Here is a 23,662-nt window from a genome sequence, read left to right on the forward strand (position 1 = left end):
TTGATGGCGCGGCCGAAGACGGCCGTGGGATTGGTATGCGTCGTTGATCGTGTAGTCGGTGTTCGGCTGCCCGCTGTCGTGGATGGGGAACTGGTGTCACGGGCTGTGGTCGCGTCCGTCCCGTGGGGCGAGGAAGTAGTGCCAGGTGGGTAGTCAGTACTCGAAGCGGTATTCGGAGGAGTTCAAGCGGGACGCGATCGCGTTGGCCCGCTCCTCCGACAAGACGATCACGGAGGTCGCGCGGGATCTGGGCGTGAGCCCGGAGAGTCTGCGTGGCTGGGTGAAGCGTGACCGGGTCGACCAAGGCGGGGGAACGTCGGGCGAACTGACGAGCGCGGAGCGCGAGGAGCGAAGCGGCTGCGCAGGCAGAACACCGAGCAGCAGAAGACGATCGAGATCTTGAAAAAAGCGGCGGCCTTCTTCGCCAAGGACAGCGACCGGTGAGCGAGGTCTACCGGTTCATCGCTGCGGAGAAGGCCGTCCACCCGGTGGCTCTGCTGTGCCGTGTCCTGGGCGTGGTCCGCTCCTCGTTCTACGCCTGGCTGGAGGCGGAGGAGGCCAGGCAGGCCCGGACTCGGGCGGATGACGTGCTTGCTCACGAGATCACCGTAATCCTGTGCCGTTCGAAAAGTCATCGCTGCAGGTGAGCTGGGTGTGGTCGGGCCGCTGGGATCATGTCCTCCGTGATCGTGTCCTTGCTGTATAAGGTGACCCGTAAGCTGCTGACGGTTCCATCGGTGCTCTTCCGTCGTGGGACGGCGAAGGACGCGGAACTTCTGGTGCTGCGGCACGAGAACGTGGTCCTGCGCCGCCAGTTGGCCGGACCGGTCCGCTATGAGCGTGCTGACCGGTTCTGGTTCGCAGCCCTGTCCGCGCTGGTACCCCGACGCCACTGGCTCAAGGTCTTCCCTGTCACGCCCGGCACCCTGCTCGCCTGGCATCGTCGGTTCATCGCCGCGAAGTGGGACTACACCGCGCGGCGACGCACCGGACGCCCGCCCACCCCGACAGCGATCAAGACACTCGTTGTGCGGTTGGCCCGGGAGAATCCGCAGTGGGGGCACAGGCGGATCCAAGGTGAACTGAGCCAACTCGGGTATCGGATCGCAGCTTCGACGGTCTGGGAGATCCTCAACGCGGCCGACATCGACCCCGCGCCGCGTCGCTCAGGCCCCACCTGGCGCGAGTTCCTGACCGCGCAAGCCGAGGGCATCATCGTGGCAGACTTCTTCCACATCGACACCGCCCTCGGCAGGCGGTTGTACGCATTGGCGTTCCTCGAGCACGGCACCCGGCGGCTGCACATCACCGGGGTCACCGCCCGCCCGACACGGGACTGGGTAGTGCAGCAAGCCAGGAACCTCACATCCGACCTGGGCGTACGCATCGCGAACCTGCGTTTCTTGCTGCGCGACCGCGACGGCAAGTACGGCTAGGCGTTCGACGCCATCTTCCGGTCCGAGGAGATGGAGATCCTCAAAAGTGCGCCACAAGCTCCCCGCACGAACGCACACTGCGAACGCATCATCGGCAGCATCCGACGCGAAGCCCTCGACCACGTCCTGATCATGAACGAGGCCCACGCCCGCCACGTCCTCGCCGCCTACGGGCGGCACTACAACGAGCACCGACCTCATCAGGCCCGCTGCCAGCTCCCACCCGACGCTCACGAACAACCCGCCGCGGTGTATGACCTCCACATCCACAAAGTCCTGCGCACCTGGATCCTCGGCGGCCTCATCAACGAATACAGACATGCGGCATGACATGCAGCGATGATTTTTCGAGCGGCACAGGCTTCGTCGTGAGATCGGCTGCGCTGGCGTCACGATCCGGTCGGCGCTTCACGGGCCCGTGTTCCTGTCCCGCTTACCGGGTGCGCCTGCTTTTGCGATTGCACTCGCCGGGAGGGAGCCATGCGTTCCGGGAGCGCGCTGTCAGTGCCTTTGTACCGCATCCGGGAACCTGTACCCCAGTTGCGTCACCTGGGCTCCGGCGCTGTCCGAGAGCGCTTCATGTGAGGGCCAGCGTGTTGAGGCGCGCACGCGTGAGTGCTACGTAGAGGGCGCGATGGTCTGCCTCTGCAGGGTCGAGGCCGAGCGCCAGGGCCGAGATGTCTGCGGTGCTCAGTTTCACGGCCACCGTGTTCCACTCTCGACCTTTGGACTGGTGGCAAGTAAGGCCAGGGACCAGCTGGTCATCTCCGAGTCGAAGCTGTAGACGTGTCAGTGCGAGGAGGGGGTTGCGTGCGTAGCGCTGTGCAGCTAGCACCGGAATAAGATCGGTCAATCCATCTGAAAGGCTCTGCCATACCTGCCGAGACAGGGCGCCGTCTTTCAGGCGAGAGACTGCATCCTGCAGCAAGGGGTGGAGAGTTGTTGCTAGATCCTCCTTCTCCAGACCCAGCGTGACCAAAGCGTCGTGCAGAAATACTGCCTGTAAGCCGAGCGCATGCTGGGTGATCTCGTTGAGAAGCAATGTGCATATCGCTTCCTGGACTTGGCCGACGCCAGGCTTGATAGCAAGGGGGAGTACGTGCGGATCGGCGTCCCAAAGCGCCTGCCATCTATGTGCAATCACCACATCGGCGTCCTGAGCGAGGCCCGGGGTCAGTTGCACGGGCATTTGCCGGCGCAGCTGCCTCGTGAGTGATGCCTGCCTGTCGCTTCCCCACCGGAATGATTCGTCCAGGCGGTGTGTGGTGAAGCTGTTCTCGCGGATGTATGTCGTCATCGCCGCGGGACGTGCGCCTCTGAACTGGTAGAGGGCTTGCCACGGGTCCCCGACCAGAGTGAGTGACCTGCACCCTGACGCGGCCAGCGAGAAGATGTCCCTGTCCAGGTCGTTAGCGTCGAATACCTCGTCCACTGTCAATGATCGTATGGTGGTCTCGAAGTAGGAGGTCAGCGCTTTCCTTGCCTCGCCAGTTGCAAGCGCTCCTTGCAGGGCCTCCCGTACGTTGTCGTGCGTGCATCTGCCCTCAGAGATCGCTTTCCTGAAGTCCGTGGGGGAGGGGTGGCTTGCGGACTGAGATTCGTCAACGGTCCTGATGACGACCTGCCCGCTGTCCACGCTCAGAACGGGCCTCATACGCCCGGGCTTCGCGGGGAGGGCAGTTCGCCACGTGTCCAGCACCTCGAGGTCGGTGTGACCGCCTGGCCACTGGAGGACGCCCTCTTGGAGCAGGTGGAAGAGAAGGTCGCACAGCAGGGTGTCCAGGGTCACGATGCGGTGCGGCCAGGCCACTGATGACGGGCCCCAGTGCCGGATGACGCGGTTTCGTAGCTCCTCGGTGGCTGACCGTGTGAAGCTGACGGCTACGACTGCCCGCCGGTCGGTGGTGGCGGCAAAGCGGTGCAGTCCGAACCGCAATGCTGACACTGTGGTCTTTCCCGAGCCAGGTGCTGCTTCCACGTACACGCGGCCGTGCGGACTGCCGCTTGCCATGAGCTGCCGTGGCGTCAGGCTGATGATCCCCGCGCTTGGCCTAGGCATTGCTTGGTGATCCCGGCCATTGCCCAGGTTTCGGTACTCGTGCGGTGGGCCAGCCTCCAGGCCCACGGTCCACCGTGTGGTCCTGCCGCGCCGGACGTGCGAGGAGTAGATCGTCCCAGCGTGTTGCCTCCTCCCCAAAAGCGATTGCCGGCTCGGACTCTGCCTCCTCCGGATCGGGTTCGTGCGCCTGCCAGAACGCTGGCTCGTCAAGGTCGTCCCAGTCGACGGGGTCCGGAATCTCATCCCAGATGTTGTCCGGCGCAAGCCAGGCAGGCGGTTCCGTGACATCCTCGTCGGCCGCGGCATCGGTGGCGGCGGATTCCGGGGCAGCGGGATAGAGGAAGTCGAAGAGATTCCTGAGATGGTCGGGTACGCGGACGGGCGTGAGGTCGTCAGCTTGCCCACGGTCGGTGTCGGTGGCGTCGCGCAGCAGGGCGGCGAGCGTCAGGGCGAACTCAGCCTTTCGCCGTGCGCCTCGCCCTTCCTTGGCTCCTTCGTCTCCGTCCTTGCCCGCTCGTCGGCTCCCGAAGTAGGTGCGGACACTCTCGACGGTGACTTCGGCTAGCGGATACTCAGGGTCAACAGATTGCTGGGCTGCTGCGATGAGATGCTCGTTGCCCGGCGTGATCGCTGGTTCAAGTGTGGGGTGGCTGATAAAGGCTTGGACGATAGAAGGATCGTGCTCGGCGAGCCACTTGGGTGAATCCCGTGCGATGTCGAAAGGCAGGTCGCTGTCGCTGTCGCGGAGAATGGCCAGCTTCGTGCACAGCTCTGCGCCGTGTGTCGCCAGGAGGCGGACAGCCCATTGACCGACCTTGGTGCCCATGGGGACGATGCTTAGGGCATCAATGAAGGCTTGCTTCGCAACATCGTCTGCAGCCCAGGCCCGGCCGAACTCTCGTACCACGGCACCTTCTGTCACCCCTTCGACCAGAAGTAGGCGTTCAGCGAAGAGCGCTAATGAACGGCTCGTGTCGAGGTGCAGTCGGGTCATTCGCAGCGTGGCCTCGCGATGCTGGTGTGGTACGACGTCTCTCACGCAGCGACTGATGCTTCCCTGCTCCGTGCGGCGTACGACGACGAGTTCCTCCGGGTCGCAGGCGGTGATGATGTCGGTCGCATGACTGGAGAGGATCACCTGTAGCTCAGGTCGCGACTTGACGGTCCTACGCAGGTAGCGGACCAGCGAGTGCTGCAGCTGGGGGTGGAGGTGCGCTTCGGGCTCCTCGATGACGACCGTTGCGTGGAAGGGCGTCGTGGAGAAGAAAGAGTCTTCCTCCGATGCTGCCTCGGCTTGGGCCTGGACCAGGTTCTCGAAGGCTTGCCGAGCCTGCTCCTCCTCGGAGAGGGGCTCTCCGTCTCCGGGCCTGTCCAGCGAGTCCTTCGTTTCGATGGGCGCTTCGGCGGAATCCGGTATCGCTGCCAACGTCACCGCGATGTGCAGCAGGTTCACATACCCCAGTCCGGAGACCTCCAGGGGACGGGCCTCGGAGCGGCCTTCGACGACGGCGAGCATGACTTCCAGGACGCGCGCAAGGTAGGCGTCGTCGATGACTTGGCCACGGATGTAGGGCCACTGTGGACTCACACCGGCGGACAGCCTGCCCAAGTGCTCGCCGATTCGCGTTTCTACGGCGTCGATCAGGCTGTCTTTGGCAAGGTCCTCCAGCAGCCGGGAGGCACGGGCCCGTAGAGCCACCAGGTTGCGACTGCCGTGGAGTTCCTGCTGTCGGGCTCGCAGCAGCTCGACCAGGATGCGTGCCTCACGTCGAGCCAGTTCGTCCAGCGGATGACGCCAGGCGGGCAGGTAGATCAGTTTGAATTTGTCCAGCTTCGGGGCAGTTCCGTGCTTGTTGGCCAGTCGGGAGGTGACCGTTCCCAGTTGTCGGTGCAGGGAGACACTCCAAGATTCAGCCTCGCTTCCGAGGCGTCGGTGGCCCGTGGTGTGAAGCTCGTGGCCAAGCCGCCCTTCCGCTTCGAGGGTCTCGCCCAGTGCATAGGTGATGTCGATGCTGCGCTCCACGCCTGCGTCAGGTGGTGCCAGTACAGCTGAAGTCGGCCGCGGTAGCACAGGGAACCGGCTTCCGGGGTGCGCGAGGTAGAGCGCGTCTGTGAGCGTGGTCTTTCCGGCGCCGTTGGCCCCGATCAGCACACTGAATCTGCCGGGAAGGGTGCAGCTCATCGGAGATTCTGCGCTCGCGCGCAGGCCGCTCACCGCAACTCGGCTCAGATGCATGGCAGATCCCCCGATCAGCTCGGTCACTCTGTGAACATCATCGCTCAGCGGTACGCGCGTGCAGGCCCTTTCTGATCGTTGGGGAAATATCCCCCCGGGCGGGCCCGTCTTGGCTCACCCTGCTTCCGGGCGACGTGGCCAACGCTCGGGCCGTGAGGCTCAGTCCGGCCTCCAGACGCCGCTTCCTCAGCTCCTCGTCGAACTCGGTGGACGGCTGTGGCACGGAATCCTCCCAAGCCTCTCCGGCCAGCCGGGTTGGTGCTGCACGAAAGAGTGCGGCAACGCCTCCTGGCCGGACAAGGCACTTGACGCTGTTTTTCGTTTCCTTCTCCGAGAGCGGGGCGCGGCATTCGCGGGGGGCTGGACTTGCGCCGGACACAGAGTCGAGCGCGCCATGCCCCACCAGGTTGAGGCCAAGACTCAAGGTTTCTCGTCGGCAGCCCGGTCCCACTTGGACTGTCCGTCAATCCCGGTCACGAGTGGACGAAGAGCCGACTCATTGTCAGACCGTCCAGTCAGGTTGAGCGCCGGTTCGTACGAAGCCGTCCTGCAGTGATCGGATCATGCCGTTGTGCCGGGATCGATGGGACGGTTGCGCAGTGCTGTCCCAGACGGTGGTCTGACTCATGAGATTTATGACCGATATGTCCAGTCACGGACCTGTCGACTGTCGTTGCGGGACGGCACCTGCTGGTACCGAGCCACAGGGCGTGTCCCCATAGGGGCCTTGCCGACGATCAGGCGCCATCACAGTTCAGACCGCCCGAGCAGGCCGGTGCCATCCACACAGCACGTCACCACGCAGGAGGCGAACCACCATGACGACCCGACAGCGCAGTACCTCCTCCAGCACAGATCCTCCCGTTCGGGGCGAGGTCGTCCTGGGCGTCGACACGCACGGCGAGGTCCATGTCGCCTCTGTGGTCTCCCCGCTGGGGAAGGTTCTGGGCACCGAGTCCTTTCCGGCCACGGCGGCCGGCTACCGCCTGCTGCTCGTGTGGGCCCGCAAGCGGGGGACGGTGCGCCGGGCCGGTGTGGAGGGCACGGGCACCTACGGAGCGGGCCTGTCCCGCTACCTGCTGGCCCAGCAGGTCCAGGTGTATGAGGTGAACCGGCCCGACCGCATGGCCCGCCGTCTGCTCGGGAAGTCGGACCCGCTCGATGCGCAGGCTGCTGCGCGGGCCGTGCTCAGCGGTCGCGCCAAAGCCCGCGCCAAAACGGGTGACGGTCCGGTGCACTGCGCCCGGATGTTCAAACTCGCCAAGGAGTCCGCGGTCAAGGCCCGTACTCAGGCGATCAATCAGCTCAAGGCCGTCCTGGTCATCGCCGACCCGGCGCTGAGGGAACGGCTATCCGGTCTGGGCAACCGCGAGCTGTTCCGCACCTGCGCGCGCCTCGGCCAGCTCGACGGCGAAGACGGCGGGGGCGATGAGGACGCCGTGGCCCAAGCCACTCACAGCACTCTGAGCCTGCTGGCCCAGCGCATCGAGCAGCTCACCGCACAGATCGATGAGCTGAAAAAGCACCTGACCCGGCTCGTCGAACGCCACGCCCCGCAGCTGCTCGTGCCGGTGGGCATCGGCCCGGACAGCGCCGTCACGCTCCTGATCACCATGGGAGACAACCCCGAGCGGCTGAACACCGAGGCGTCCTTCGCCGCTCTGTGCGGAGTCAGCCCCGTCGAGTACTCCTCAGGCAGTCGGAGCTCGCGCCGGCTCAACCGTGGCGGCGACCGGCAGGCGAACGCAGCCCTGCACCGTATCGTGTTCACCCGGCTGCGCCACGACCCACGCACCCAGGCGTACTACGAACGCCGCACCCAGGAAGGCAAGACCCGACGCGAGATCATCCGATGCCTCAAGCGATACGCCGCCCGCGAGGTCTTTAACCTGGTCAGTACGGTATCCAGCATCCCCCCGTTATAGGGGCGTCTGTGAGACGTGGGAGCGTGTGAGCGTGAGTGAAGTAGAGCGGAAAACACTAAAATACCAGCTAGACGGGCCTGCGGAGGCTCCCGTCCTGATCTTGGGTCCGGCCCTCGGTACCACATGGCATATGTGGGACCGCCAGATACCCGAGCTGTCCCGCCACTGGCGCGTCCTCCGCTTCGACCTGCCGGGGCACGGCGGCTCGCCCGCCCACCCGGCCCCCTCGGTGGCGGAACTCGCCGCCCGGCTGCTGGCCACCCTCGACATGCTGGGCATCGACCGCTTCGGCTACGCGGGCTGCTCGATCGGCGGGGCCATCGGCGCCGAACTCGCGCTACGACATCCCCTGAGAGTGGGCTCCCTCGCTCTCGTCTCCGCCTCCCCGCGCTTCGGCACCGCCGACTCCTTCCGGCAGCGCGGCGTCGTGGTCCGCACCAACGGCCTCGACCCGATCGCCCGCGCCACCCCCGAGCGCTGGTTCACCCCCACCTTCTCCGCCGCCCAGCCCGCCATCGTCGACTGGGCCGTCCAGATGGTCCGTACGACCGACCCCGGCTGCTACATCGCCGCGTGCGAGGCCCTAGCCGCCTTCGACATCCGCCCCGAGCTGGGCCGCATCGGCATCCCCACGCTCGTCCTGGCCGGGGCCGAGGACCAGGTCACCCCGGCCGCTGACGCCCGCGTCCTGGTCGCGGGCATACCCGACGCCCGGCTCGCGCTCGTCCCCGGCACCTCCCATCTGGCACCCGTCGAGCAGCCCGCCGCCGTCACCGACCTGCTGGTACGCCACTTCTCCAGCTCGTGGCAGTCCTCGGACCACCCGACCGGGATCACCGCGCTCTCCGCCCCGTCCGTCAAGCCCGTGCTGACGCCGGTGCCGCCGCCGATCACCGCCCCGGCCCCGCCGCGTACCGCCCCCGCCGCGCACGCCGGGCCGCCCGTCGAGATCGGCTACACCCGGCCGCCGGAGCCGACCCTGGACGGCCGCGCCGACCGCTACGACCAGGGCATGAAGGTCCGGCGCGAGGTGCTGGGCGACGCCCATGTGGACCGCGCGGAGGCGCAGGTCGACGACTTCACCGGCGATTTCCAGGACTTCATCACCCGCTATGTGTGGGGCGAGGTGTGGACCCGGCCCGGCATAGACCGCCGCACCCGCAGCGTGATCACCCTCACCGCCATGGCCGCCCGCGGCCACCTCGACGAACTCGCCTTCCACACCCGGGCCGCGCTGCGGAACGGGCTGACGCCGACCGAGATCAAGGAAGTGCTGCTGCACACCGGCGTCTACTGCGGGGTGCCCGCCGCGAACTCCGCCTTCGCGGTCGCCCAGCGGGTCATCCGCGAGGAGACCAGCCCCGAGGAGTAGGCGCGTGACGCGGGTGGTGGGGGAGGACAATGATCCTCATGAACCTCACCAAGAAGGGCCACGCCTGCGTCTGGCTGGAGAAGGACGGGCAGCGGCTGGTCATCGACCCCGGAGGCATCAGCGAACAGGACGCGGCGGCCGGGGCGGACGCGATCCTCGTCACCCATGAGCACTTCGACCACTTCAACGAGGAGCGGCTGAGGGCGGCGCTCGACGCCAACCCCGCCGCGCGGATCTGGACCCTCGACAGTGTCGCCGCACAGATCTCGGCGGCGTTCCCGGGCCGGGTCCACACGGTCGGCGAGGGCGACACGTTCACCGCGGCCGGATTCGACGTCGAGGTGCACGGACAGCTGCACGCCGTCATCCACCCCGACATCCCGCGCATCACCAATGTCGGTTATGTGCTGGACGGCGCGGTCTTCCACCCGGGCGACGCGCTCACCGTGCCGGACCGCCCCGTGGAAACCCTGCTGCTGCCGCTGCACGCGCCCTGGAACAAGTTCTCCGAGATCCTCGACTACGTCCGCGAGGTCGCGCCGCGGCGCGCGGTCGACATCCACGACGCCCTGCTGTCCGATCTGGCGCCGATGGTCTACGGCCGGATGCTGGGCCCGGACGGGCCGGGGGCGGGTGGTGCGGAGCACATCCGTCTGACCCCGGGCGAGAGCCTCACGCTCTGAGTTCTCCGGGGGACTGTCGGACCCGGGAGGTAGGTTGTCCCCCATGCGCATCGCGACCTGGAACGTCAATTCGATCACCGCCCGGCTGCCCCGGCTGCTCGCCTGGCTGGAGAGCAGCGGCACGGATGTGCTGTGCGTCCAGGAGACGAAATGCGCCGAGACGGCCTTCCCGTATGAGCCCCTGCGCGAGCTGGGCTACGAGGCCGCGGTCAACGCCACCGGCCGGTGGAACGGGGTGGCGGTCCTCTCCCGGGTCGGCCTCGGCGACGTGGTCTCCGGCCTCCCCGGCGGCCCCGACTACGACGGCGGCCAGGAGCCGCGCGCCATAGCGGCGACGTGCGGCCCCGTCCGCGTCTGGTCGGTGTACGTGCCCAACGGGCGCGAGATCGGCCACCCGCACTACGACTACAAGCTGCGCTGGCTGGACGCGCTGCGGGAGACCGTGGCGGACGACGCGAAGGGCCCCCGGCCCTTCGCCGTCCTCGGCGACTTCAACGTGGCCCCGACCGACGACGACGTCTGGGACCGCACCCGCTTCGACGGCCTCACGCACGTCACCGACAAGGAGCGCGAGGCCCTGGCCGCCCTGCGGGAGGGTGGCCTGTCGGACGTCGTCCCCCGCCCCCTGAAGTACGACCACCCCTTCACGTACTGGGACTACCGGGAGCTGGGCTTCCCGAAGAACCGCGGCATGCGGATCGACTTGGTCTACGGCAACGAGGCGTTCGCCGGTGCGGTGGGCGACGCGTACGTGGACCGCGAGGAACGCAAGGGCAAGGGCGCCTCCGACCACGCCCCGGTCGTGGTGGACCTCCAGCCGTAACCCTTGCGGTGGTCCGCCTGCCCGGGGTGCCCCCGGGGGCTTCGTGCGCGGGTGCGGCCCGGTGGCCGGTGCGCCTGCCCGGGGTGCCCCCGGAGGTTTCGTGCGCGGGCGCGGCCCGGTGGCCGGGTTGTGCCCACCCGTTCCTCCCCCAGCTACCGCTGGGAGGTGCCCCCTCTGCGGAACGATTGCCCACAACCGGGTGCGTCTCCCGGCGGTGCCGGGGGCCAGGGGCGCAGCCCCGGTGCGGCCGGGTGCGCCTCCCGGTGGTGGCCGGGCCCCAGGGGCGGGCCCCCGCGCCGGGCCCCAGGGACGGAGCCCTGGGTGCGGGACTCGGGGCCGCGAGGCTCGCGTCGGGGTCCAGGGGCGGAGCCCCGGTGGGGGTTTGGGGGCGAAGCCCCGGTGGGGGTTTGGGGGCGAAGCCCCCAGGGGGCCCGGGGGCTTGCCCCCGGTTTCGGGAAGGGGCGGGGTGGGGGAATGCCCTCTCAGCCCACCAGCGGAACGTTGGGCGCGAAGCCCGCGGGCCCCACCCGGGTTTCGGCGCGTGCCGGACCCGGGCCCAGGGGCGGAGCCCCCGGGCTGGGGCGCGGGCGCTAGCCGGGTTCGGGGCGGAGCCTCGGTGGGATTGGGGCTTTGCCCCCACGGGGCCCAGGGGCGGAGCCCCGGTGGGGGGTTGGGTGCAAGCCCCCAGGGGGGCCGGGGGCTTGCCCTCGGGTTCGGGGTGGGGTGGGGGACAGTCAGCGTGCTGCCAGCGACCGCAGGGGGATCGCGTCTGCCATCGCCTTCAGGCCCGCGTCCCCCGGGTGCAGGTGGTCGCCGCTGTCGTACGCCGGGAGGATGCGCGCCGGGTGCGCCGGGTCGCGGACCACCGCGTCGAAGTCCAGGACCGCGTCGAACACCCCGCCGCTGTCGCGGATGAAGGCGTTCACCACGGAACGCCGCGCATCCGCGTCCGCGGTGCACAGCGCCTCGCCCTCGCAGGGCGTGATCGTGCCGCCCACCACCCGCAGCCCCCGCGCGTGCGCCCGCGCGGCGAGGCCCTTCAGGCCCGCGACGACGGACTCGGCCGAGGTGCCCCAGCGCAGGTCGTTGATGCCCTGGAAGATGACGACCGTACGGGCGGAGGTCTGGGCCAGGGCGTCCCGCTCCAGACGGCTGCCCGCGCTCACCCCGCTGGTGACGGTGCTGACCCCGTCGCCCGGGTAGACGTCCGTGACCACGCGGTTGGCGGAGATGCCGCTGTTGACGACGCCGTACGCGGGCACCCCGGACCCGGCCGACGGCGCGCGCAGCCGCCGGGCGAGGACATCGGGCCAGCGCCGGTTGGCGTCCATCGTGGACTTGGTGCCGTCGGTGATGGAGTCCCCGAGGGTCACCACCGAACCGGGCCCGCCCCGGACGTCGACACCGGTGAGGAACGGCCACGTGGTGAGGGTGCCGGTGTACGCGCCCGAGCCCGCCTCGCCCGTACGGTCACCACTCCCCGGCGCGCTCAAGTACGAGCGCTGGGTGGCCTGGGTGTGCACCGGCACCGCCGCGACCGGCCCGGGCAGGTGAATGCTGACCAAAAGGTTCGCGTCGGCCGGTACGGGGAACTTCACCGGGTCGCTGAAGACCTGCGCGCCCGCCGGGATCGACGTACCGGCCCGGCCCCGGAAGGTCAGCGGCACCGGAGTGCCGCTCGCCGCCGCGCCGTTCGCCTGGAGCGCGACCGTGGCGTGGCCGATGCCGACGGGGGCGGCGGCGAAGGTGTTCTCCAGCCGCACCCTGGCGCCCGGCCCGCCCGCGCTGGTGTGCACGACGAGCCGCAGCGTCTGGTCGGTCCACGGCCCGACCTTGGTGTATCCGGCGGTGCTCGCCGCCCAGCTGCCGGTCCAGCCCCGCGCGGGCTGCCGCAGCGAGGCGGCGAAGACGTGGAGGTCGGCCGCCGGGCCCGGGTCCTTCGGCAGGGTCACCGACGCGACCTGCCGGTCGCCGCGCAGCGGCACCGTCACCGCGTACAGCCGGGCCGCCTCCTGCCGCTGCCCGTCGGCGGTGTTGAGGTGGGGGAGGCCGACCGCCTTGGTGGCGGCGGGGCCCGCGCGCCAGTCGGGGGCACCGAGGGTGTACGTCCCGTAGGACCCGTCCCGGTAGCGGACCCGGCCGGTGCCGCTCGCCCCGGTGCCGGGGCCGTCCGGGGAGCTGCTCGCGACCAGGAAGGTGAGCGCGTCGCCGCGCCCCCGCAGCCGCACCGACTGCCCGTCGGTGATCACATTGTCAGGCCGGGCGGACGGGGACCCCGCGCTCCGCGGCCAGGTGAGCCGCGCCGCGTCGAGGGCGATGGTGCGCCCGGGGGTCCAGCCCGCGGCCCGCAGGTCCTGCGCGGAGAGGGAGTTGCCCGCTCCGTCGAAGTCGGCCGTGCCCGGCGCGGTGTCGTCGCCGACCGCCCGGTTGTCGAAAAGCCGCTCCAGAGGGAGCGGCTTCGTGGGGGTGGAGGCCTGGGCGGCCACCGAGGGTGCGGCCGGTGCGAGGAGTGCGAGGGCGGCGCCTCCCGCGACGATCCCGGCCACCGACCATGGTCTGCCGACGCGCATATGTGTCCCCTCTCGTAACCGACCCGACCGGCGATTCGACAGGTGCATGGCGAACTTAGAAAGACGGCGGGGTGTCGTCAAGACAAGCAACGGGTCACGGAGCCCACCGCGCGCCCTGTGGTGCGCCCGTGCGCTTGGTGCGACGCTGAGCAGTATGAACATCCCCTTCCTGGACAACTGGCGCAAGCGGCACGGTGCGGCCTCCGGTACGGCTCTGATGAGCTCCCAGGAGGCGGACCCCCAGGGCGTGGCGCAACTCCTCTCCGAGTGCGAACTGCTGCGCGCCCGGGCCGAGCAGGCGGGCATCGGGCTCGACGACTCGGCCGGGTCCCTGGAGGAACTGGACCAGCTGGTGCCGCGCTGGCGCGACGACCCGGAGGAGCTGCCCTGGCTCGGTAACGACGCCGGGCTCTATCTGGGCACGGTCATCGTCCGCACCGTGCCCGGCGCCGTCTGGCAGGTGTGGCCCAACGGCCGCCCCGTGGTCCGGCTCGGCTCCGGCCGGGAGGTCGACGTGGTCGAGGCGGGCCAGCAATGGGCCGCCGACGGCGCCCCCGAGCTGTCCCAGCTGTACGCGGAGGTCTCGGAGGTCTAGCGGGACAGGGCGCCCCTTCCGGGCGTTATCCGCCCACCGGTGCGTGTCCTGACCGAAGTGCCGCTTTTGTGTGGATAGTTTGCGCGGTATGGCCGTGGGTGAACCGCTGATCGAGCTGCGCGACGTCAACAAGTACTTCGGCGAGCTGCACGTCCTCCAGGACATCGACCTCACCGTCGGCCGCGGCGAGGTGGTGGTGGTCATCGGGCCGTCCGGGTCCGGCAAGTCGACGCTGTGCCGGACGATCAACAGGCTGGAGACCATCCAGTCCGGTTCGATCGTGGTGGACGGGCGGCCGCTGCCGGAGGAGGGGAAGGAACTGGCGCGGCTGCGGGCCGAAGTGGGGATGGTCTTCCAGTCGTTCAATCTCTTCGCCCACCGCACCGTGCTGGACAACCTGATGCTCGCCCAGATGAAGGTCCGCAGACGCGGCAAGGCGGAGGCCGCGCGGCGGGCCCGGGAACTGCTGGACCGGGTGGGGCTCGCGGACCAGGCGGACAAGTACCCCGCGCAGCTCTCCGGCGGCCAGCAGCAGCGGGTGGCGATCGCCCGCGCGCTGGCGATGGACCCGAAGGTGATGCTCTTCGACGAGCCGACCTCGGCCCTCGACCCGGAGATGATCAACGAGGTGCTGGAGGTCATGCGGCAGCTCGCCCGGGACGGCATGACGATGACCGTCGTCACCCATGAGATGGGCTTCGCCCGCTACGCCGCGAACCGCGTGGTCTTCATGGCCGACGGCCGCATCGTGGAGGACCGCAGCCCGGAGGAGTTCTTCAAGGCACCGGAGACCGCCCGGGCCAGGGACTTCCTCTCCAAGATCCTCAAGCACTGAGCCGGGCGAGGACGCACACATGACGCGCATGACACGCATGAGGCACATGGCGCACATGAGGCGCACCCTGACCGCCGTCCTCGCGCTGCTCCTGGCCCTCACCGGCTCCGGCTGCGGCAAGGCGGGCAGCCCGCCCGCCAAGGGCCCCAAGGCCGAGCAGCTGCCGCACTACACGGTGGCCACCAACTTCCGGCTGCCCTCCTCGCCCACCTGGCGGAAGGCGAAGCGGCGCGGTTACCTCACCGTCGGGGTCAAGGAGGATCAGCCCTATCTGGGCGAGAAGGACCCGGCCACCGGCCGCTACTCCGGTTTCGACATCGAGATCGCGAAGATGATGGCAGCCTCCCTCGGCTTCCCGCCCCGGACGATCCGCTTCCGGGCCGTCGCCTCCGCCAACCGGGAAACCGCGCTCCAGAACGGCCAGATCGACTACTACGTCGGCACCTACACCATCAATCCGCTGCGCAAACGGCTGGTCGGCTTCGCCGGTCCGTACTACATGGCCGGTCAGTCGCTGCTGGTGCGCACCGGTACGCACGACATCCATGGCCCGGCCGACCTGGCGGGCAAGACGGTCTGTTCGGCGGCCGGTTCCACCCCGCTCCAGCGCATCCAGCACGACTACCCCAAGGCCCACGCGGTCGCGTACGACAACTACTCGGTGTGCGTCGACAACCTGCTCAGCTACCAGGTCGACGCGGTCACCACCGACAACGTGATCCTGCTCGGCTACGCGGCCAAGGCCCCCAAGGAGCTGAAGGTCGTCGGCAAGCCCTTCTCCAAGGAGCCCTACGGCATCGGGGTACCCAAGCGGGACAACGCGCTGCGCTTCGCGCTGGACGACGCCATCGAGGCCCATGAGCGCGACGGCGACTGGCGGCGGGCGTACAACGCGACCCTCGGCCTGTCCGGTGTGCCCGCCCCGAAACCGCCCGCCGTCGACCGCTACCACTGACCCCCTCATACCGCCGAGGCCCTAAAACCATGGACGTGCTCACCCAGAACTTCTCGCTCTACGGCCGCGGTCTGCTCGGCACCGTCGAGCTGACCGTCTACGCCTCGCTGCTCGCCCTCGCGCTCGGCGTGCTGATGGCCGCCTTCCGGGTCGCGCCGGTCGCGAGCCTGCGCGCCTTCGGCACCGCCTGGGTGGCGGTGCTGCGCAACACCCCGCTGACGCTGCTGTTCTTCGCGGTGATGCTGGGGCTGCCGCGCTTCGGGCTGATCCTGCCGTTCACGGCCTTCGCGGTGCTCGCGCTCGGCTGCTACACCTCGGCGTTCATCTGCGAGGCGGTGCGCTCGGGCATCAACACGGTGCCGGTCGGGCAGGGCGAGGCCGCCCGCAGCCTGGGCATGACCTTCGAGCAGACGCTCGGGGCGGTGGTGCTGCCGCAGGCGTTCCGCGCCGTCATCCCGCCGGTCGGCTCGACGCTGATCGCGCTCGCCAAGAACTCCGCCATCGCCGGGTCGTTCAGCGTCACCGAACTGCTCGGCACCTACAAGCCGCTCAACGAGATGGGCTACAGCATCGTCTGGTCCTTCGTCTGGATCGCCGTCGGCTATCTGCTCGTGACCCTGACCATCAGCGCGATCTTCACCGTGCTGGAGAAGCGCTGGGGAGTGCCGCGTTGACCGCCACCACCGTCCTGTACGACGTCCCCGGGCCCCGCACGGTCCGCCGCCACCGCCTCTACGGGCTGATCGCCACGCTGGTGCTGCTGGCCGTGCTCGCCTGGGTGATCTATCTCCTTGTCGACACGGGTCAGTTCGCGTACCGGAAGTGGATGCCCTTCGAGTACAAGGGCATCCAGACGCTGCTGCTGCGCGGGCTCGCCAACACCCTCAAGGCGTTCGGGCTCGCCGCCGTCTTCTCGCTGGCGCTGGGCGGGGTGCTGGCCGCCGGGCGGCTGTCCGACCACCGCCCGGTGCGCTGGCTGGCCACGCTGGTGGTGGAGTTCTTCCGCGCGATGCCCGTGCTGGTGATGATCTTCTTCGTCTTCGTGGCCCTGAAGGTGCAGCCGCTGCCCGCCCTGGTCACCGGGCTGACCCTCTACAACGGCTCAGTGCTCGCCGAGGTGTTCCGCGCGGGCGTGGCGTCGGTGGACCGCGGGCAGCGGGAGGCCGCGTACTCGCTGGGCCTGCGCAAGACGCAGGTCATGACGTACGTCCTGGTGCCCCAGGGAGTACGGGCCATGCTGCCCGCGATCATCAGCCAGCTGGTGGTGGCCCTGAAGGACACCTCGCTCGGCTTCCTCATCACCTACGAGGAGTTCCTGCACGCGGGCAAGCTCATCGCGTCCAACCTCGACTACGACCTGCCGTTCATCCCCGTCGTGATGGTCATCTCGCCCGTCTACATCGGGATGTGCATGCTGCTGTCGTGGTGTGCGAACTGGGTGGCGAAGCGGCAGCGGCGCAGCGTGAAGACGGAAAAGGTGCGAGTGGCCCCGGCCGGCCCGGCCGCGCCGATGCCGGGTGACACCCGCGGTTCCTAGCGCTGGTGCCTAGTCGCGCACCGGGACCGACAGATACGAGGGGTCGGCGTCCGGTGAGGAGAACGTCAGGTGGGCGCCGGCCGGGTTGTGTTCGATGTAGAGCGGGTCGACGGTGTCCACCACCAGCGCGAGCCGGTGCCCGGCCGGGACGTCGTACGCCGTCGAGAACAGGTCCAGGTCGACGGGGAACGGCTTGCCCGGGGTGCGGTCGTGGAAGGTGACGGGGGCGTTGCTGACGAGCTTGCCGACGCCGAGCGGGCCCACGTCGTAGAGGTAGGCGACCGCGGTGCCGTCGGCCTTGTCGCTGGTGAGGGTGGTGTGCAGGGACACCGTGCCGCGGACGCGCTGCTCGGCCGCGTACGCCCCGGTCTGCCAGACGGCGGCGTACGTGCGCGGCAGCAGCGGGATCGAGGCGAGCGGCGGGAGCTTGAGGAACTGGTCGAGCGCGCCGCTCAGCAGGACGGTTCCGGCGTTGGCGCCCGAGTCGTGGTTCGCGGTGACCGTCTCGGCCTTGTCGAGCGCGATCCGGCGCCGCTCCGAGGGGACGGTGGACCAGCTGGAGTAGCCCTCGTAGCCGCCGCCGGTACGGGACATCAGCTGCACCGGCCGCTCGCTGTCGATGCCGTTGCGCTCGCCCTTGAGGTAGCGGTCGAGCCAGCGTTTGCTGTGCTCCCAGGTGTCGTTGGGCAGCCCGAGGAGCCCGCCGAACTCGGCGGTCGCGTGATCGCCGGGCCGGAACTCCAGCCGCTTGGGGCCGGTCAGCTTGTCGTAGAAGTCGGCGTAGCTGTTGGGCGGGAAGATGGAGTCGCCCCAGGCGTTGCCCAGCATGATGGCCGCGCCATTGGCGTTGATCTTGTCGAGGTAGGTGGCCGCCGAGCGCTTGCGGCCCCACTCGATCATGTCCGCTTCCTTGTCCAGGTGGGAACCGAGGAAGTCCTTCAGGATCTGCTGGAATTCGTCGCTGGGGCGGCCGGTGAGCGCCCCGGCGCCGCCGAGCAGTCCGGCGGCCTGGGCGTGCTGGGTGCGGCCGCTGTAGATGGACCCGATCAGATCCGCCCAGCCGCTCATCGAGACGACCGCCTTTATGCGCGGGTCGGCTCCGGCGGCGAGCAGGCTGATCCCGGCGCCGTACGACACCCCCGCCATGCCGATGTGGCCGGGGTCGGCGGCGGTGTTGGCCAGCGCCCAGTCGATGACTTTGGACGCGTCGGCGACGTCGGGCGGCCCGGCCGTCTCGATCCGGCCGCCGGACTGCCAGAAGCCTCGGGTGTTGTAACTGACCACGACATAGCCGGAGTCGGCGAGCTTCTTGGCCTGCGCGAGGTATTCCACCTGCGGCAGGGACCAGCTGGTGGGCAGCACGACGAGGGGGTGGCGGCGCGAGGTGTCCGCCGGGGCGACGACGTTGGCGGCAAGGGTGACGCCGCCGTCGCCGGGGATGTCGACGAACCGTACGGAGGTGTCGGCGGCGGTCGCGGACGCGGATGTGGCGGGGGCGGCCGTGGCGGCGGGGGCGAGGACGAAGGTCGCACCGGCCAGGACGGTCGCCGAAAGGGCGACGGCGGTGCTGGTACGCAGCGCTCGGCGGGCAGGGGTCACTGTCGCTCCAGAGGTGGATGCCGTGGGGGAGGGGAGCACCGGTGCGGGCCCGTGGGGCGGGCCTAAGTGACCTGACGGTAACTCGGCTGGTTACCACTGGTAATAGGGTGGCAAGTTACGCCTGGGTAACGATGCGGGCGGAGTGGACCTGTGCGCCGCGCGACGCGGTAACCGCCCCTGGCTCACCCCTCCTTGAGCGTCACCTTCGCCGCCGCCCGGCCGCCCGCCGTGGTGGCCTGCTTGGTGACGTCGGCGACCAGTTCGACCACATCCGGGCCGTACGCCTGCGAGTTGACCACCTTCAGCAGCAGACAGAACGAGCCCTGCGCCCCGTACTTGCGGGCCAGCTTGGCGCGGTTGCGCACCAGGTGGCGTACGGCGGCGCGGTGGGTGACCGGGCGCTGCCCGGCGGCCAGGAAGACGGGACGGCCGCCGTCGCCCGCCGTCAGCCGGGCCACCAGTACGTGCTCCAGCGCGCCGGGCTCCGGGCGGTACTCGGTGCCGCCGATGGTGAGGGTGCCCCGGTCCGCGCCGGACTCGTCCCCCTGGTGCACGGTCACGCCCGGCAGCAGGTTCGCCATGTGCGCGGCCAGCCGGCGGTGCGCGGTCGGGTCGCCGACGCAGAACTCGGTGCGCGCGCCGAAGCCCTGCAGCCCGGTGTCGTGCGGGGCCACCTCGGCGTGCGCCCCGCAGTTCTCCACGACGGAGGCGAGTCCGAGCAGCGCGAGGGCGTCATGGCGCGGGATGGACCAGTGGGTCGAGCTGCTGTCCCGGTGGGTGACCAGGACGCATTCCGAGCCGTCGGGGAGACCGAAGAAGCGCTGCTCGCGGGTGCGCCCCCGGCGCGTACTCGCTGAGTGCACGGCCCAGCCGAGCGCCAGCCCCACGATCAGGGCCGCTCCGGAAGCGATCAGGTCCTGCACGGTGTCAGTCATGGCCGCGCATCGTAGCTGCCATACGGGTGGGTGTTCGAGTGAATGCCCAAGGGCACTCAAGGGGCGAGTCCAGGGGGTATGCGAGGGATCGGTCAGGGGGCCCGTCCAGGGCCGCTCCAGGGCCGCTCCAGGGGTACTCGCCCTCTGTCGTGAGCATGAGCATCGCCGGTAGGCTCCGCTCTCTGCCGTTCGCTTGGAGGTCCGGATGGGGCACGCCGCACGACCAGCCGCAGCAACGAGAGCCACGGCCCGGGCAGCCGTACGGCACCGGCTGCCCGCGCTCGCCGCCGCGGCCGGGATGGTCGCCGTGCTCGGCGTCGCCCCGGCGGGTGCGCACGCCGCCGCACCGGAGGGCAGCGCCGGTACGCCCGCCAAGACGCCGGTGGCCACCGGTTACGGCGGCGCGGTCTCCAGCGTCGACGCCGACGCCTCGGCGGCCGGGATCGACGTGCTGCGGCGCGGCGGCAACGCGGTGGACGCGGCGGTGGCGACGGCGGCCGCGCTCGGGGTCACCGAGCCGTACTCGGCGGGCGTCGGCGGCGGCGGATACTTCGTCTACTACAACGCCAAGCGGCACTCCGTCTCCACGCTCGACGGCCGTGAGACCGCCCCGCTCAGCGCGGACAAGAACCTCTTCCTGGGCAAGGACGGCAAACCGCTGCCGTTCGACGACGCCGTCACCAGCGGCCTCAGCATCGGCACCCCCGGCACCCCGGCCACCTGGCAGGACGCGCTCCACGCCTGGGGCACCGAATCGCTCGCCCGGGTGCTGAAGCCCGCCGAACGGCTGGCCCGCGACGGCTTCACCGTCGACAAGACCTTCCGTCAGCAGACCGCCGACAACGAGGCCCGCTTCAAGGACTTCCCGGCCACCGCCAAGCTGTTCCTGCCCGGCGGAATGCCCCCGGCCGTCGGCTCGACCCTGCGCAACCCCGACCTCGCCCGCACCTACGCCCTGCTCGCGAAGAAGGGCGTCGGCGCGATCTACAAGGGTGAGCTGGGCCGCGACATCGTCTCTACGGTGCGCAAGCCCCCCGTCGACCCGAAGGCGGAGCGCGTCGTACGCCCCGGCGATCTGCGGGCCGAGGACCTGCGGAGTTACGAGGCGAAACGGCAGGCCCCCACCCGCACCTCCTACCGGGGCCTGGACGTGTACGGGATGGCGCCCTCGTCCTCCGGCGGCACCAGCGTCGCCGAGGCGCTCAACATCCTGGAGCGCACCGACCTCTCCAAGCTCAGCGAACGCGACTATCTGCACCGCTACATCGAGGCCTCCCGGATAGCCTTCGCCGACCGCGGCCGCTGGGTCGGCGACCCGGCCTCCGAGGACGTACCGACCAAGGCGCTCACCTCGCAGCGGTATGCCGACTCCCGGGCCTGCCTCATCAAGCCCGACAAGGTACTCAAGAGCCCCCTCGCCCCCGGCGACCCGGCGAACCCGGGCGCCCCCGGCTCCTGTGACACGCGCGGACACGCCGCCCCGACCACGTACGAGGGCGAGAACACCACGCATCTGACGGTCGCCGACAAGTGGGGCAACGTCGTCGCCTACACCCTCACCATCGAGCAGACCGGCGGCAGCGGCATCACCGTCCCCGGCCGGGGTTTCCTGCTCAACAACGAGCTGACCGACTTCTCCTTCGCGCCCGCCGACCCCGCCGTCCACGACCCGAACCTGCCGGGGCCGGGGAAGCGGCCGCGTTCGTCCATGTCGCCGACCATCGTGCTCGACGGCCACAAGCCGGTGCTGGCACTCGGCTCGCCCGGCGGCGCCACGATCATCACCACCGTGCTGCAGACCCTGCTGAACCACGTCGACCGGGGCATGCCGCTCGTGGACGCGATCGCCGCACCGCGCGCCAGCCAGCGCAACGCCGCCCAGACGGAGCTGGAGCCCGGGCTGTGGAACAGCCCGGAGCGGGCCCGGCTGGAGGCGCTGGGCCACGCCTTCAAGCAGAACCCCGAGATCGGCGCCGCGACCGGCGTCCAGCGGCTCGGCGACGGCCGGTGGCTGGCCGCGGCCGAGACGGAGCGGCGCGGTGGCGGCTCGGCGATGGTGGTCAGACCGGCGGGCTGAGCCGCCCCGGGATCACCGGCGGCCCGCGCGGGGCGTGGGCCGCCGATCGCCCGATCGACACTTCCTCACAGGAACTTCACAAAGTTGCCTCTTGTGTGTGAATCCGGAAATGTACCGGTAGCACTTCGGTGACCAGGTCCGTAGCATGCGGGGGTGTCGAATGCGGGGGTGGCGATGGCGGGCAGACAGCTCCCGGTGGCGATCGAGGAGTTCGCGAGCTACCTGCGTGCGCTGACGCGGCGGATCGACCCGGAAGCGGGCTGGTACGCCGTCTTCGCGCAACGCGACCCCGACGGGCTCCGGGCCTGTCTCGACGGCCAGGAGGTCCCGCCCTGGGACGTAGTCCAGGCCCTCCTCCAGGACCTCTCCGCCCAGCGTGGCGCCCAGACGGCCAACGTGGCCGCGGCCCGCGCGGCCACCCTGTACCGCGCCTCGATCACCGTCCACGACGCGGCCCCCGGCACCCGCGAGGCGCTCCGCGCCCGCCTGGCCGCGATGCACCGCGAACGGCTCGCCGCGGCCGACCGCGAACGCGAGGTCCACGCGGCCCAGCGCGCCGGGGCCGAAACCACCCCCGACGGAGACCCCCTCGACGCGGCCCTGGCCTGGGCCCAGGACGACCACTACCGCGCGACGGCCCGTTGCGAAGAACTCACGGCTCGCCTGGAAGCCCTCCCCTCGGCGGAGGGCCAGGAACCCGCCGGGGCGCCCGCGAACACCCCGCCCGGCCCGGGACCCGGGCCGATGCGGTGGCCGGTGATGAGCACGGGACCCGTGGCTGTCCCGCCCGGTGCGCCTCGGCGACCGGTGGCGGGTGCGGGGCCCGGTGGCACCCCGCCCGGCCCGTGGTCCGGCCCGGGGCCGGGACCGGCAACCGGGCCCGGGCAGCGGCCGGTGGCGGACGCGGCTTCGGCCGCAGGCCGCGTGGGTGCCCCGCCCGGGGCGGGACCCGGCCCGTGGTCCGGCCCGGAGTCCGGTTCGGTACCCGACCCGGCGCGGTGGCCGGGCGCGGACTCTGTCGTAGGGGTCGGGGGTGCTTCGTCCGAGGCGGTGGCCGGGGCGGGGCAGCGGTCGGCTACGGAGGGCGAGGCCTCCGTAGGGGCTGGCGCTTCGTCCGGGGCGGGGTCCGGCTCGGGGCGGGCGTCTTGGATGGCGGGTGGATTGCAGGACCCCTCTATCGCGGGGCTGGCCGGGCGTTCCCAGCCGGACGGTCCGCCGGGCGACGGTGCCCCGGGCGGGCAGCCTCGGCCGCGCGGGGCGCGGTTCGCGGGGGCGGGGCAGCAGCCGTCCGCCTCGCGCGGGGCGCGGTTCCCCGGGGTGCGGGGCGGGGCGCGCAAGCGGGAGCGGGAGGCCGAGGAGCGGGCCCGGGTCAGTGAGCAGCAGGAGCTGGCCGAAGCCCGGCGGGTGGCCGCCGGGGCCGTCGCACGGCTGGGGCGGCTGCGGGCCGAGGGGCGCAGCGGGGAGGCGCACGCCGTGCTGTGCGAGACGGCCGTCTGGCCCGCCGGGCGGCTGCCGGTGCTGGCGGGCGAGCTGGAACGGGCGGGGCTCGGCGCCGACGTGGGCACGCTGCTGTGGGAGATGGCCTGCCTGCCGCCCGAGCGGCTCGCCGCCGCCGCGGAGGCGCTGATCGCGGGGGGCCGTGAGTCGGACGGGGAGCGGCTGCTGCGGCAGAGCGTCGCGCGGCCCGTCGCCGAGGTGGCGCAGACGGCGCTTGCGCTGCTCGGGAACGGCGCGCACCAGGAGGTGGCGCTCATGCTGACGGCGTTCCTGCGGGCCCGTACGCCCGCCGAGGTGGCCGAGGCGGCGGCCGAGGACCCGGGGGCGCTGGTGCCCCCGCTCATGGACGCGGCGGGCGCGGTGTCCCCGGGCAGTCAGCACGACCTCGCGCACGCCCTTCGCGTGGCGGGCATACACGGCGCCACCTGATCCTTGTCAGGTCCGACATAGCACGAAAAGTACTCGTCTTCGTTGAGTAACGGCTGCGGTATTGCCAGAGTGGTGAGTGCGCTTCTACGTTCTTCACCA

At 70.3% G+C, this 23,662-nt stretch carries 18 protein-coding genes and 1 pseudogene; 14 read left to right on the plus strand and 5 right to left on the minus strand.

From position 1 onward, the window contains the following. Nucleotides 1-145: 145 nt before the first annotated feature. From ABZ370_RS26860 to ABZ370_RS26870, 3 genes and pseudogenes are all read left to right on the plus strand, one after another. The gene (locus ABZ370_RS26860; protein WP_358625612.1) at nt 146-403 is read left to right on the plus strand and encodes a transposase; all 258 of its coding nucleotides are present in this window, start codon (nt 146-148) and stop codon (nt 401-403) included. Nucleotides 404-440: 37 nt separating this feature from the next. Then, complete coding sequence (locus ABZ370_RS26865) at nt 441-647, plus strand: hypothetical protein (protein ID WP_358625614.1); 207 nt, start codon at nt 441-443, stop codon at nt 645-647. A gap of 36 nt (nt 648-683) precedes the next feature. Continuing rightward, nucleotides 684-1,766 (plus strand): annotated as a pseudogene (locus tag ABZ370_RS26870) (integrase core domain-containing protein). A 247-nt stretch (nt 1,767-2,013) separates the two neighbouring features. Here ABZ370_RS26870 and ABZ370_RS26875 read toward each other — a convergent pair. Both ABZ370_RS26875 and ABZ370_RS26880 read right to left on the minus strand, forming a co-directional pair. Then, nucleotides 2,014-3,495: a UvrD-helicase domain-containing protein gene (locus ABZ370_RS26875; RefSeq protein ID WP_358625616.1), complete on the minus strand. Its 1,482-nt coding sequence runs from the start codon at nt 3,493-3,495 to the stop codon at nt 2,014-2,016. After that, entirely contained in the window at nt 3,488-5,758 is a 2,271-nt protein-coding gene (locus tag ABZ370_RS26880) for an AAA family ATPase (protein ID WP_358625618.1), read from the minus strand. Before ABZ370_RS26880 ends, ABZ370_RS26875 begins: the two co-directional genes overlap by 8 nt. 791 nt (nt 5,759-6,549) lie before the next feature. On the opposite strand from ABZ370_RS26880, the gene ABZ370_RS26885 reads away from it, so the two are divergent. The 4 genes from ABZ370_RS26885 (at nt 6,550) to ABZ370_RS26900 (ending at nt 10,534) form a co-directional block, all read left to right on the plus strand. Beyond that, complete coding sequence (locus ABZ370_RS26885) at nt 6,550-7,656, plus strand: IS110 family transposase (protein ID WP_358625620.1); 1,107 nt, start codon at nt 6,550-6,552, stop codon at nt 7,654-7,656. 130 nt (nt 7,657-7,786) lie between these two features. Further along, nucleotides 7,787-9,028 carry a 4-carboxymuconolactone decarboxylase gene (gene pcaC / locus ABZ370_RS26890; protein WP_358625622.1) on the plus strand — a complete coding sequence of 414 codons (1,242 nt, stop codon included), beginning with the start codon at nt 7,787-7,789 and terminating at the stop codon, nt 9,026-9,028. A gap of 38 nt (nt 9,029-9,066) precedes the next feature. After that, entirely contained in the window at nt 9,067-9,711 is a 645-nt protein-coding gene (locus tag ABZ370_RS26895) for an MBL fold metallo-hydrolase (RefSeq protein ID WP_358625624.1), read from the plus strand. 43 nt (nt 9,712-9,754) lie between these two features. After that, nucleotides 9,755-10,534, plus strand: a complete 780-nt coding sequence (locus tag ABZ370_RS26900) for an exodeoxyribonuclease III (protein WP_358625626.1) — start codon at nt 9,755-9,757, stop codon at nt 10,532-10,534. A gap of 734 nt (nt 10,535-11,268) precedes the next feature. On the opposite strand, the gene ABZ370_RS26905 is transcribed toward ABZ370_RS26900, so the two are convergent. Then, a complete protein-coding gene (locus ABZ370_RS26905; RefSeq protein WP_358625628.1) occupies nt 11,269-13,104 on the minus strand; it encodes an SGNH/GDSL hydrolase family protein in 1,836 nt (611 codons plus the stop codon). A gap of 154 nt (nt 13,105-13,258) precedes the next feature. Here ABZ370_RS26905 and ABZ370_RS26910 point away from each other — a divergent pair, with 154 nt between their 5' ends. From ABZ370_RS26910 to ABZ370_RS26930, 5 genes are all read left to right on the plus strand, one after another. Beyond that, nucleotides 13,259-13,699: a DUF6278 family protein gene (locus tag ABZ370_RS26910; RefSeq protein WP_358625630.1), complete on the plus strand. Its 441-nt coding sequence runs from the start codon at nt 13,259-13,261 to the stop codon at nt 13,697-13,699. An 88-nt stretch (nt 13,700-13,787) separates the two neighbouring features. Then, on the plus strand, nt 13,788-14,534 hold the full coding sequence (locus tag ABZ370_RS26915) for an amino acid ABC transporter ATP-binding protein (RefSeq protein WP_358625632.1): 747 nt from the start codon (nt 13,788-13,790) through the stop codon (nt 14,532-14,534). A 37-nt stretch (nt 14,535-14,571) separates the two neighbouring features. After that, complete coding sequence (locus ABZ370_RS26920; protein ID WP_358625867.1) at nt 14,572-15,489, plus strand: glutamate ABC transporter substrate-binding protein; 918 nt, start codon at nt 14,572-14,574, stop codon at nt 15,487-15,489. Between the two features lie 29 nt (nt 15,490-15,518). Next, nucleotides 15,519-16,163: an amino acid ABC transporter permease gene (locus ABZ370_RS26925; RefSeq protein ID WP_358625634.1), complete on the plus strand. Its 645-nt coding sequence runs from the start codon at nt 15,519-15,521 to the stop codon at nt 16,161-16,163. Next, the gene (locus tag ABZ370_RS26930) at nt 16,160-17,026 is read left to right on the plus strand and encodes an amino acid ABC transporter permease (RefSeq protein WP_358625636.1); all 867 of its coding nucleotides are present in this window, start codon (nt 16,160-16,162) and stop codon (nt 17,024-17,026) included. Before ABZ370_RS26925 ends, ABZ370_RS26930 begins: the two co-directional genes overlap by 4 nt. Before the next feature lie 9 nt (nt 17,027-17,035). Here ABZ370_RS26930 and ABZ370_RS26935 read toward each other — a convergent pair whose 3' ends face one another. Both ABZ370_RS26935 and ABZ370_RS26940 read right to left on the minus strand, forming a co-directional pair. Then, on the minus strand, nt 17,036-18,625 hold the full coding sequence (locus tag ABZ370_RS26935) for a CocE/NonD family hydrolase (RefSeq protein ID WP_358625638.1): 1,590 nt from the start codon (nt 18,623-18,625) through the stop codon (nt 17,036-17,038). A gap of 182 nt (nt 18,626-18,807) precedes the next feature. After that, nucleotides 18,808-19,560 carry a hypothetical protein gene (locus ABZ370_RS26940; RefSeq protein ID WP_358625640.1) on the minus strand — a complete coding sequence of 251 codons (753 nt, stop codon included), beginning with the start codon at nt 19,558-19,560 and terminating at the stop codon, nt 18,808-18,810. 298 nt (nt 19,561-19,858) lie between these two features. Between ABZ370_RS26940 and ggt the strand changes: the two genes are divergently transcribed. Next, a complete protein-coding gene (gene ggt, locus ABZ370_RS26945; protein WP_358625869.1) occupies nt 19,859-21,637 on the plus strand; it encodes a gamma-glutamyltransferase in 1,779 nt (592 codons plus the stop codon). A gap of 153 nt (nt 21,638-21,790) precedes the next feature. After that, the gene (locus tag ABZ370_RS26950; protein WP_358625642.1) at nt 21,791-23,563 is read left to right on the plus strand and encodes a hypothetical protein; all 1,773 of its coding nucleotides are present in this window, start codon (nt 21,791-21,793) and stop codon (nt 23,561-23,563) included. Nucleotides 23,564-23,662: the final 99 nt, after the last annotated feature.

The organism is Streptomyces sp. NPDC005962 (genome assembly GCF_040629205.1).
GTDB lineage: Bacteria > Actinomycetota > Actinomycetes > Streptomycetales > Streptomycetaceae > Streptomyces.